Raw genomic sequence first — 12323 nt, forward strand, 5'->3', positions numbered from 1 at the left:
TCATGGCATGAATGGAGGGAGATCATGAACTGCGTTGCTGTATTACCTTATTACAAAGTACAGAGAAAAGTGACGGGTCTCACCCAAGAGATTGAGATGAATGCCCGCTCCATGATTCTGTATTCCGATAAAATCGTGACCAAATACCGCGAGTTCAACATCACTGAAGTGTTTGATATGTCATTTCGCCGTATGGGTGATGAAGGTGGATTTTTCTATCTGCACACAAGCACAGGAGTATATCCCTATATGGTCGAAATCGATCCTAAACCCTTTATACAAAGTTTCAGAAAGATGACGATCCAAAAATTAAAATGACTTGACCTTGCCGTTACGTAAAGGCTTACCCTCGGATAGGGAATGAACGACAACCAATCCAGAGGAGCCGTGAACGTCATGAGTATATTGATTCAGAAAGCTACGATTCTAACGATGAAAGATGCCGATGCCCCCTTTATGGGGGATATTCGTGTTGAAGGAGATCGCATTGTACAGATTGCGAACCACATCCCTCCTCAGCCTGAAGATGAGATTATCGATGGCCGCAATAAGGTTGCTATGCCGGGCCTCATCAATGCACACCAACATACACCAATGAGCCTGCTCCGGGGATTCTCGGATGATCTGAAGCTGATGGACTGGCTCGAACGCAAAATGCTGCCTGCCGAAGCACGGATGAACCCGGAAGACATCTATTGGGGTGCCAAGTTATCCATCGCCGAGATGATCCGTTCGGGTACCACTGCTTTTGCGGATATGTATATCCATATGAATGAGATTGCAGAAGTGGTTAAGCAAACAGGTATGCGGGCATCGCTTACACGTGGGATGGTATTCATGGAGGATGATGGAGGACGCAGGTTGCAGGAAGCGATTGATCTTGTGCAACGCTGGTCTGGAGCGGCCGATGGGCGGATTACAACCATGTATGGACCCCACTCACCCTATACATGTCCTGTAGAGCCGCTACGTGAAGTCATTGCTCTGGCTGTCACTGAGGATATTCCTCTCCATATTCATCTGGCTGAGACAAAGGAAGAAGTTGTGAAGATTCGTGAGCGCTATGGCATGACACCGACGGAGTATTTGGAAGAGGCGGGGATGTTCGAACAGACACATGTGTTGCTTGCACATGGTGTGCACCTTAATCGAAGGGACATCGGCAGATTGAAAGGCATGCGCGGAGGTGTAGCACACAATCCGGTCAGTAATCTGAAGCTGGGGTGTGGAATTGCTCCAATTACCGAGATGTTGGCCCAGGGAATTAACGTGGGAATCGGAACGGATGGAGCGGGAAGTGCCACAACCGTGGATATGTTCGAGGAGATCAAAGCCGCAACCTGGCTGCAAAAGTTGGATTACGGCGACCCCACCTGTCTGCCAGCCAAGGAAGTTCTGCACATGGCAACACGCGGAAGCGCTAGTTTGCTTGCATTACAGCATGAAGTGGGTGTGCTGGAAGAAGGGCGCAAAGCCGATCTGATCCTGATCGATCTGGCGAAACCACATCTTCAACCGGTACATGAAGTAGAATCATTACTGGCTTACAGTGTAAATGGGGCAGACGTGGACACCACGATAGTGAACGGCCAGATCCTCATGAGAGGCAGAAAGCTGCTCACGATCGATGAGGAAGAACTGTACCGTGAGGTGAAGGTTAGAGCCAAACGGATTGTCGAGGGAATTTAATTTTAGAGGTAGCGATAGCGCTAAAGTACAGGCATGGGCAACTGAGCCAGTTGCCTCAGCGATTAAACAAGAGCTGGTACAAGGCGATGATGGCAAGCTGATGACAGATGCAGACATTAGTCGTGCGCAGTCGGCGGCGATTGTGAAAAGGCTGCTGGCAAAAGCCGGATTAATCTAATCAAATTTCTAGACACCTACACTTTTTTGGAATGATTCATTTCAAGGAAGGAGGGTGTTTTTTTTACATAAAGTTCTTTTTCAATACCCTCTTATAGGCCGATGATTCAGTTCATTATCAGTTCATACTGATTTGTTACGATATGAACATAAAATAGATAGATATCGTGCATGATCAGGAGAGGAAGAGATCCATATGAAAATATTAGAAGTTAAAAATGTGAAGAAATCATACACGTTATATGGAAAAGAAAGAGTTCCGGTACTCCACGGTTTGAACCTGAGCTTTGAGACGGGGGAGTTCGTCTCGATCCTTGGCGAATCTGGCTGTGGTAAGTCGACACTGATGAATATCATTGGTGGCATGGACTCCGATTATGAAGGGGACGTCGTAGTTCGTGGTAAGAATTTAAGTGCTATGACAGAGAAGGAAATGGATGATTATCGGAAGAATAATATCGGCTTTGTCTTTCAAAACTTCAATCTGATCCCACATCTGTCTGTCCTCGAAAATGTGACGATTGCGATGCAAATGACAGATACGAATGAGAAGGATCGCAATAAACGTGCAGTTGATATATTAACAGAGGTCGGACTGAAAGATCATCTGAATAAACGTCCCAACCAATTATCCGGGGGGCAGAAGCAACGGGTTTCCATCGCACGGGCTTTGTCCAACAATCCGGATATTATTCTCGCGGATGAACCGACTGGTGCTCTGGATAGGGAGAACGGAGATCAAATCCTCGCTTTGCTCGACAGTATAGCCAAAAAGGGTATGCTGGTGATTGCCGTAACTCACTCGCAGAAAGTCGCTGACTCCGGTACACGTATTGTGAAGGTTGAAGAGGGGCGTATTAGTGACGATATTCACCTGAAAGATCCTTCTGCGGCTGTTTACGAGAGTGGTCAGGATTCTTCCCGGAGCCTGAGCTTGCTTGCTTCATTTAAGATGGCACTTAAAAATATGAAACTCAACGGCAAGCGTAATGTATTGGTCGCTTTAGGTGGATCTATAGGTATATTAAGTGTACTCCTGATGCTCTCCTTGGGGAATGGAATAACGACGTATATGAATGACGAGATCAATTCAAGTATGGACCCTTTGCTCGTGGATATAACGAAGCCGAGTGAAGAAGCCAAGGACATGCAAGGCCCCGAGGCCTTGATGGCACCAGGTGAACCGTTCACAGAAGCTGATATTGAGACGATTCGCAATTTTCCTAATGTGGATTATGTAGAGACGATCACGACCATTACAGGCAAATCCACGATGGTGAATGAAGAACAAAGTGTAGGACTCACACAGTTAACGACGTTAACGGATGCTTTTGATCCAGCACTGATGACAACGGGTGTTCTGCCGGTAGAAAATCAGATGCTGTTACCTCTCGATACAGCGAAACAATTAAGCGGAAATGATCAAGCTGAAACCATGATCGGCAAGTCCGTGATTCTATATATCAATGAGATGGATAGTAATAATAAACCAGTGACCTTGGAGAAAGAAGTAACCATCTCAGGGATCTACGAAGCGGCAGATCCGCAATCTCCAATGCAACAATCCCCGGGATACATTTCATCAGAGACGTTGGAGCAAATGTATACGGACAAAGGAATAATGATCGGACCGATTCAGGTTAACGCCTATGCAACTGATATGAAATATGTAAATGATATCAATGAAGCTGCTGTTGATGCTGGCTTCGCAGGCTCTCAAATGGCCAAGGTCATGGAGAATATCACGACATATGTAAGTATGGCTTCCATTGTACTCGCGGGTATTGCAGGCATTTCGTTGATCGTATCCGGTATCATGATATTGGTTGTACTCTATATTAGCGTCGTGGAACGGACGAAGGAGATCGGAATTCTTCGAGCGATTGGAGCAAGAAAGAAAGATATCAAGCGAATATTCTTCTCCGAATCTGCTTTATTAGGCGTATTTAGTGGTATTGTTGCGGTAATCTTTGCAGTGATCATTAGTTATGTGTTAAATATTCTATTGGACAATGCATTTGGAGCAAAACTCATTAATCTCTCGGGATATTATATCTTGTTTGGTATCGTGGTAAGTACAGCGATTAGTATTGTTGCCGGTTTGATGCCATCATCAAAAGCGGCGAAGCTGGACCCGATGGAATCCTTACGATACGAATAAAACCGATGACGGAAAGGATAATGGCTACATGAACACAATTTTGGTGGTGGACGATGATTCCCATATCCGCAAATTAATCCGAATCTATCTTGAAAAGAATCAATTCTCCGTGCTGGAAGCACCAGACGGTCAAGAGGCATTAGATATCCTCTCTCATACGAAAGTTGATCTGGCGATTGTGGATGTGATGATGCCGCGAATAGACGGTATTGAACTGACGGAAGATATCCGTTCTTACCTGGACATTCCCATCCTGATGGTGACTGCCAAGGGAGAATCCAAGGACAAAGTCAGAGGATTTAATGCAGGATCAGACGATTACCTCGTTAAACCTTTTGATCCAGTGGAATTAATCCTGCGTGTGAAATCGTTACTGAAACGATATAACAAAAGTGCATCGAACATCATTCAGATCGGCGGTGTAACCATTGATTTGAGCAATCTTATGGTCAGTACCGACGGACGAACCATCGAATTGAAAAAGAAGGAATGTGAATTGTTATTTTCTCTGGCAAGCTCGCCAGGGAAAATATTCACACGTACACAGCTTATTGATGATATATGGGGCATGGATTATGAAGGTGATGAGCGTACGGTTGACGTACATGTCAAACGGTTAAGAGAACGGCTGGAGCCTATTCCTGAACTATCGATCTCGACGATCAGAGGTCTTGGATATCGGCTGGAGCGTGCATGAATATATTGAGGAAAAGCCTGCGACTTCGAATCGTAGCTACGTTTATCGGGATTGTTCTGGTGAGTTTGATTCTCTCCTTTATGCTGAATAGCGGGTCCCAGGAGAAGACGCCCAATCGTTTTATGGTTACTTTTGCCGAAGACATCGCTACACTGATTAACCTGATCGATGATCCGGAAAAAGTGAAATCAAGCATGGATATCTTTGCCCGGTACGGCTTGAACATCACTCCCGTGAATGAACAAAGTGAAGTGTTATCTTCCTTGCCGGAGGACAAAGTTCATTCGTTATTTGAGGAGGGTACAACCGATGCTATGTTTCTATCGAGTAAAGATGGCATCGCGACCATAGGTGTTCCCGGAACAAACGAGGGGATAGGCACATTTCTGATTCAAAGCGATTTTTCCTCTCTTTTTCATACGCTGCGAAACACGCTCTTAACCTCATTGTTAACGGTTCTGATCATTGGGAGTTTATTAATCCTGTTCATGTCAGGGTTCATTGTGAAACCGATTAAGAGGTTAACCGTTGCTGCGAAGGAGATGTCATCAGGGGATCTTTCGGTGCGGTTAAAACATAATAACCAGGATGAGTTCGGCGAACTGATGGAGAGCTTTAATCATATGGCCAGTGAGTTGCAGAAAATCGATTCGGTTCGTGATGACTTTGTCAGCAACGTCTCTCATGAAATGCAGTCTCCGCTCACATCGATCAGAGGATTTACCAGAGCACTACAAGATGGTGTTATACCATTAGAAGAGCAGAAAGAGCATCTGGATATTATCTATGAGGAAACGCTACGCTTATCGAGGCTCAGTGATAATCTGCTTCGGCTAGCCTCGCTGGATTCGGAGCATCATCCGGTTCATTTCACCACATTCCAGTTGGATGAACAATTAAGAAGGGCGATTTTACTGGCCGAGCCGCAGTGGTCACAGAAGGACATACAGATCGAACTGGATTTGTTGCCCTGCGAGATCACACTGGACAGAGATTTGTTTGATCAGGTCTGGCAAAATTTAATAAACAATGCGATCAAATACACCGGTCCTAAAGGTACCATTCATGTCGAAATTGAGACGTCATCTTCACATGTGAAGGTATTGATTAAAGATTCAGGACAAGGTATACCTGAGGACGCCCTTCCGTATATCTTTGATCGATTCTACATGGTGGACAAAGCACGGAGCAGCTCGCTTCGAGGGAATGGATTAGGGTTGTCTATTGTGATTAAAATATTGAAATTACATCAATGTACAATTGATGTAGAGAGCGAAGTAGGAAAAGGAACGCAGTTTATTGTCACGATTCCCAGATCGGTTATTACACCTTAAGGCAAACTGGAATAGAGAGCAGCAATATGGAATTAATCAATCGGTCTCTGTGAATTCAGGGTTCAGATGGTTTCCATATTGCTTTTTTTGATATTTGTCTAGGCGATAGATTTTCATATATAGTTTTGTTTAGCAGCGGATCATTTGATAATATAGAAGAGACGTTATGTGAATCTATGAACTTAATCAAATTTAATCATATAGAGAATGGAGCCATTCAATGAAATATCGCAATATGGAAGATTGTATTAACGATCTGGAGCAGCATGGTCATTTGATTCGGGTCAAAGAAGAGGTTGATCCTCATCTGGAGATGGCAGCGATCCATATGAAAGTGCACGAGGCTAAAGGCCCTGCTTTGTTATTCGAAAATGTAAAAGGCTCGAAGTTCCAGGCCGTATCGAATCTGTTCGGCACGGTGGAACGAAGCAAGTTCATGTTCCGCGGTACGCTCGAAGGCGTACAACGGGTCATGGCTGTTCGTGACGATCCCATGAAGGCGCTTAAGACGCCATTTCAGCATGTCCGCACAGGTCTTGCTGCATGGCAAGCTTTGCCGAAACAGAAGTCTATTAGTCTACCCGTGTCCGCACAAGAGATTCAAATCTCGGATCTGCCCCTCATCAAACACTGGCCTATGGACGGTGGGGCATTTGTGACGCTACCACAGGTTTATTCGGAAGATCCGGACAAACCAGGAATCATGAATTCAAACTTGGGGATGTACCGGGTTCAACTGGATGGCAATGATTTTGAAATGAACAAGGAAATTGGATTACACTATCAGATTCATCGCGGAATTGGTATACATCAAGCCAAAGCGGTCAAAAAGGGAGAACCACTGAAAGTTAGTATTTTCATTGGGGGTCCACCTGCACATACACTTTCAGCGGTTATGCCTTTGCCTGAAGGACTCAGTGAAATGACATTTGCCGGTCTGCTCGCTGGGCGTCGCTTCCGGTACAGTTACAAGGACGGATATTGCATCAGCAATGATGCTGATTTTGTCATCACGGGTGATATCTATCCAGGCGAGACAAAGCCCGAAGGTCCGTTCGGCGATCATCTGGGTTATTACAGTCTGACACATGAATTCCCGTTAATGCGTGTGCATAAAGTCTATGCCAAACCTAATGCCATCTGGCCGTTTACGGTTGTTGGTCGTCCGCCGCAAGAGGATACAGCGTTTGGTGATTTGATACATGAGATTACAGGAGACGCGATCAAACAGGAGATTCCGGGCGTCAAAGAAGTGCATGCAGTCGATGCAGCCGGAGTGCATCCGTTGCTGTTCGCTATTGGTAGTGAACGTTACACGCCTTATCAGGCCGTGAAGCAGCCGACAGAGTTGCTTACAATTGCCAATCGCATTTTGGGTACGGGTCAGCTCAGTTTGGCGAAGTACCTGTTTATTACTGCTGAGGATCAACAGCCCTTGGACACCCATAAGGAAGTTGAATTCCTGACTTATATCTTGGAGCGCATGGATATGCAGCGGGATATTCATTTCCACACGCATACGACGATTGATACACTGGATTATTCTGGTACCGGGCTGAACAGCGGCAGCAAGGTTGTTTTTGCAGCGTATGGCGACAAGGTTCGGGACCTGTGCACGGATGTGCCAGAGTCTTTGAAGAACATTCGCGGTTATGAAAATCCGCAGCTCATCATGCCAGGGATGGTTTCGATTCAGACATCGGCTTTCACAAGTTATGAGGATACAGCACAGGAGATGAAGGCACTCACATCTCTATTGAAAGAGCAGGGAGGTCTGGACTCGTGTCCGATGATCATTCTCTGTGATGACAGTTCGTTCCTGAGTGCTAACCTCAGCAACTTCTTGTGGGCAACCTTTACCCGCAGCAACCCTTCACATGACATGTATGGAGTGAATAGCGGATATGACCACAAACACTGGGGCTGTGATCAGATTATTATTGATGCGCGCACCAAACCGCACCAGGCACCGCCGCTGATCCCCGATGCTTCGGTGGAGAAGAGCATTGAACGTTTATTTGTTAAAGGAGCAAGTCTGGAATCAATTAAAATCTAATTTGGGATGTTGTAAGAAGTTCAAACGGAAGTGTTTGAACTTCTTTTGCTTACTCTGATCCAGCCAATAGACACCAAAAAGTGTCTACATGTTCAAAACCGGGACTAATTTGGATGCTGGAGTGAGGATAAAGTCTTATATGTTCGTATTTACCTTCGCGATTAAGGTCGTTTGAACTATGTATGAAATGAAGAATTATAACGATATAAAGAAGTATAGGTATTTTTGTGGACCCGATCCATTGGGTGCTGTTACTATAATGAATTGTTCAGGGGGAATACCGATTTGAGAATCCATATTATGAACCTGCAAGACGGAGACCGTCTGACTGCAGATACATTCAGCGATGCAGGATTACACGTTCTCGGGAAGGGGACTGTAATCAAAAGTGAGGATATCTCCTTGCTCATGCAGCACCGTGTAGATTATGTAGATATTGAATCACGCGAAGAGGAAATTACTGAGGCCGAGTTTTTTGCTGCAGCGGCAAAGCATGCTTCCGGGTTAACCACAAGCGCCAAGGAAGAGCCGCCTGAAGAAGAGATGAAGTCCCAATTTATTCAGACAGTACATAATTATCAAAATGCTTTTCTCGAAGCTCTGACCGTTGGCAAGTTCAACGCGACCATGGTGGATGATGCACTGCAGCCGATGGTTGAGGGACTGGATGAGCAGAAAGATGTGGTTCATCTCCTGATGATGCTGGAGCGGGATGACGTGAATAACTATACACATTCAATCCAGGTAGGATTGTTGTCCTTCTACCTCGCGAACTGGCTTGGGTATTCTCAGAAGGAAAGTTATCAGATTAGTCGTGGTGGCTATCTTCATGACATCGGAAAGTGCAAAGTATCCCACCGGATCCGTAACAAGACAGAACCGTTGACGGCTGATGAGCAGCTTGAAATGCAACGTCATACGATCTATGGCCATGATATTATCAAAAATTCCATGACGGATGAAGCGACGGCATTGGTTGCCCTGCAGCATCACGAGCGGGAAGATGGTTCCGGTTATCCGATGCAATTGAAAAAAGAAGAGATCCATCCCTACACCCAGATTGTATCTGTAGCCGATATCTATATTGGCATGAGATCCGGGAATCACGGAGGCAGCAATCCGAACCTGATCAACAACCTTAGAGATATCTATGGTATGGGATTTGGTAAATTGAACGAAAAGCCGGTTCAGGCATTGATGCAACATTTGCTTCCTAATTTCATTGGGAAACAGGTTCTGCTCAGCAATGGAGAAAAAGGTGTTATTGTCATGAACAATACATCTGATATTTTCAAACCGCTCATCAAAGTAGAGTCTGAGGAATATCGTGATCTCTCCAAAGAGCGTACACTTGCCATTGATGAATTACTTATTTGATCTAATATTATCTGTATTCCTTACTTATATTGAGAACGGGCCTTCTGCACTAAGACAGGGGACCCGTTTTTTGTTGCATCATCCATGATGTGTTGTTCAAGCAAAAAAGCAGGAGTATACTTTGCAAAGATCATATTTTTCCTATGGGAGCGATTGCCATGATTGAAGTAACAACCGAGATTACGATACATGCCTCGATTGAACGGTGCTTCGACGCTGCCCGGGATATTGATGTACATACTCAGACCGTCTGGAAACATACGAGAGAGCGAGCAGTCGCAGGAGTAACAACAGGAAGAATTGGAGCAGGGGATACAGTTACATTTCAGGCTACTCATTTTGGTGTCAGACAGAAGCTGAAGTCCCGTATTGTGCAGTTTGAACGACCTTTCCTCTTTGTGGATCAGATGGAGAAAGGGGCTTTCAAGAGTATGCGACATGAACATCATTTCAGCGTAATTGGAGATCAGATGACTTTCATGAGAGATACACTTCGATTCGAAGCTCCACTTGGATTGCTGGGATGGGCAACCGAACGACTTGTACTGAAGAGATACATGAAGGCATTTCTGGATAGCCGCAATCGTAAGCTCAAAGAGATGCTTGAACAGCATCCAGATTGATTGGATAAGCAACCCTTTTTATAGTAGTCTGGAATAAGTTGGACTAATTCCGATGCATATAACGATCGATCATCCAGAATAGAAGGGCTGCTGCACTAACACCAGCACCTAACCAGCATACAGCTGTCCACCCGGCCCATGCATATACCTGTGTAGAGGCAATCGAGCCGGTCGCACTACCGATGGAATAAAAGATCATATAAGCTGCCGTCAGGCGGCTCTGTGCTTCAGGACGAACTTCGTAGATCAGGGTCTGGTTGGTCACATGTATTGCCTGAACGGCGAGATCGAGAAGGATAACACCCAGGATCAGGAACCATAGAGATTGATGGACATAACCGATGGGCAGCCAGGACAAGAGTAGAATGACAAGAGAGATACCCGTTGTTTTTTGCCCAAGGCCCCGATCAGCGAGCTTACCTGCACGGGCAGCAGCCAGTGCTCCAGCCGCTCCTGCAAGACCGAATGCACCTATGACCGTATGAGACAGGGACAGTGGAGGGCTACTTAGTGGCAGAACCATGGAAGTCCATAAGATGCTGAAGGCTGTGAAAATGAGCATGGCCAGTACACCGCGTACTCGTAATACAGGCAACTCACGGTACAGTAGCAAGACAGATCTGAGTAATTGGAAGTAATTTTGTTTCATTCGTTGGGGTTGCTGCCTTGGGAGAACAAGGAAAAGGGCAAGAATGCTGAGTAAGGTAAGACTGGCAGAGAAGAGATATACCGATCTCCAGCCGAGCCAATCGTCCAGCGTACCTGCAATAGTTCGTGCAAGTAAAATGCCGATGACGATTCCGCTGGTTACCTGTCCGACAATGCGGCCACGTTCTGAAGGGGCTGCCAAGTATGCAGCAAAGGCAACCAATGTTTGCGTAATGACGGCTAATAAACCAACGACCGCCATCCCCATGAACAACAGGGAACTGGACTGTGCGGTTCCTACAATAACCAGTGCAAGCACGGATAAGAGCATTTGAATAATGATCAGCTTGCGGCGGTTCAAGAGGTCACCAAGTGGAACGAGAAGAAACAGCCCCAGGGCATAACATATTTGAGTTACTGTAATGACAATGCCTATGGAGGATGGAGAGATGCCGAATTCCTGGGCGATGGAGTCCAACAAAGGCTGAGCATAATAGATATTGGCCACCGCGAGTCCGCTGCACACGGCAAAGAGTAGAGCAACTAACTGTGACATGGCAGGACGATCTTTGTTGGATAACTGTGCATTTGGAGAAGAAGTTTGCATAAATGGTTTTCCCTTTCTATTTTGTACCGATTGGTATGATATGTTTCCGCATAACCATACTTTATTTGCTTGAACTCTGTCAACAGAGATTTAGGGGAGTTTGAAAATTCGTTGAATGTTACTTTGTAGCTGAAAATATTTACTACTCTGTTAATTAGCTTTGACTTCTTACTTGGGATAAGATTACAATATAATAAATACTGATCGATACATAAAGAGGTGGATTGTATGGTTAGACAACGGGAATTTGATACGGATAAAGCACTTGATGCAGCGATGCATACGTTTTGGGATAAGGGGTTCGAAGCGGCATCGTTGAGTGATTTGACGACTGCAATGGGCATCCAACGCCCCAGTCTATATGCAGCCTTTGGAGATAAAAAGGAATTATTCGAAACAGCGCTACGACGGTATACTACTCAGCATGCGGCTCAAGTCAGAGCCAGACTTCAACAGGGCACCTCCGTGCGAGAAGCCTTTCGTGGACTGTTTGAACATATTGGAACAGAGGGAAGTGTGACCGAGCCCAGTCACGGCTGTTTTTGCATTAATACGATGGTTGAACTGGCTCCGCATGATCCCAAATTCGCTGTTCTTACACGGGAGCATCAGATGTATCTGGGTGTTCTTTTCAAGGAAACGATAGAACGAGGGCAACAGAGCGGGGAGTTGTCTAGTGACATGAACGCGAGTGCGGTCGCACAGTCTCTGGTTGTATCCATGATTGGATTAACTGTATTGATGAAATCGGGGCCTGAGCGTTTGTTTGTAGAGCAGAGCATCCAGGTTACGCTGTCTTTGCTGAATTAATAGGGAATGATCCTGTCTAAATTTATGGAGAGTAATTTACTAAACGAAGGTTATGGAAGTTGCTTCCCTGCGCTATCTGTGTCTGATGGCATTGGGCAGATTAAGCCGAAGTTGCTACAATATAGATAAGAATGGAGCAGATAT

Annotated in this window: 11 protein-coding genes; 10 read left to right on the forward strand and 1 reads right to left on the reverse strand. The window is 45.4% G+C overall.

The features are described from left to right. The first annotated feature begins 24 nt into the window (after window positions 1-24). From WFI24_RS07845 to WFI24_RS07885, 9 genes are all read left to right on the forward strand, one after another. Complete coding sequence (locus WFI24_RS07845) at window positions 25-318, forward strand: hypothetical protein (RefSeq protein WP_336759813.1); 294 nt, start codon at window positions 25-27, stop codon at window positions 316-318. Window positions 319-396: 78 nt separating this feature from the next. Continuing rightward, a complete protein-coding gene (locus WFI24_RS07850; protein WP_336759814.1) occupies window positions 397-1689 on the forward strand; it encodes an amidohydrolase in 1293 nt (430 codons plus the stop codon). Beyond that, window positions 1673-1867 (forward strand): S-layer homology domain-containing protein, encoded by a 195-nt coding sequence (locus WFI24_RS07855; protein ID WP_336759815.1) that lies wholly within the window; start codon window positions 1673-1675, stop codon window positions 1865-1867. The genes WFI24_RS07850 and WFI24_RS07855 overlap by 17 nt, the downstream gene beginning before the upstream one ends. A gap of 195 nt (window positions 1868-2062) precedes the next feature. Next, a complete protein-coding gene (locus WFI24_RS07860; protein WP_336759816.1) occupies window positions 2063-4027 on the forward strand; it encodes an ABC transporter ATP-binding protein/permease in 1965 nt (654 codons plus the stop codon). Window positions 4028-4055: 28 nt separating this feature from the next. Then, window positions 4056-4724, forward strand: a complete 669-nt coding sequence (locus WFI24_RS07865; RefSeq protein WP_336759817.1) for a response regulator transcription factor — start codon at window positions 4056-4058, stop codon at window positions 4722-4724. Continuing rightward, window positions 4721-6058: a sensor histidine kinase gene (locus WFI24_RS07870; RefSeq protein WP_336759818.1), complete on the forward strand. Its 1338-nt coding sequence runs from the start codon at window positions 4721-4723 to the stop codon at window positions 6056-6058. The genes WFI24_RS07865 and WFI24_RS07870 overlap by 4 nt, the downstream gene beginning before the upstream one ends. Before the next feature lie 220 nt (window positions 6059-6278). Further along, window positions 6279-8114, forward strand: coding sequence for a UbiD family decarboxylase (locus WFI24_RS07875; RefSeq protein ID WP_336759819.1), 1836 nt, complete (start codon window positions 6279-6281; stop codon window positions 8112-8114). 285 nt (window positions 8115-8399) lie between these two features. Continuing rightward, a complete protein-coding gene (locus tag WFI24_RS07880; RefSeq protein WP_145318048.1) occupies window positions 8400-9491 on the forward strand; it encodes an HD-GYP domain-containing protein in 1092 nt (363 codons plus the stop codon). A gap of 158 nt (window positions 9492-9649) precedes the next feature. Then, window positions 9650-10114, forward strand: coding sequence for an SRPBCC family protein (locus WFI24_RS07885; protein WP_336759820.1), 465 nt, complete (start codon window positions 9650-9652; stop codon window positions 10112-10114). A 43-nt stretch (window positions 10115-10157) separates the two neighbouring features. On the opposite strand, the gene WFI24_RS07890 is transcribed toward WFI24_RS07885, so the two are convergent. Beyond that, the gene (locus WFI24_RS07890; RefSeq protein WP_336759821.1) at window positions 10158-11369 is read right to left on the reverse strand and encodes an MFS transporter; all 1212 of its coding nucleotides are present in this window, start codon (window positions 11367-11369) and stop codon (window positions 10158-10160) included. A gap of 228 nt (window positions 11370-11597) precedes the next feature. On the opposite strand from WFI24_RS07890, the gene WFI24_RS07895 reads away from it, so the two are divergent. Further along, window positions 11598-12179 carry a TetR/AcrR family transcriptional regulator gene (locus WFI24_RS07895; protein ID WP_336759822.1) on the forward strand — a complete coding sequence of 194 codons (582 nt, stop codon included), beginning with the start codon at window positions 11598-11600 and terminating at the stop codon, window positions 12177-12179. Window positions 12180-12323 lie beyond the last annotated feature (144 nt).

Source organism: Paenibacillus sp. USHLN196 (assembly GCF_037144955.1).
GTDB lineage: Bacteria > Bacillota > Bacilli > Paenibacillales > Paenibacillaceae > Paenibacillus > Paenibacillus xylanexedens_C.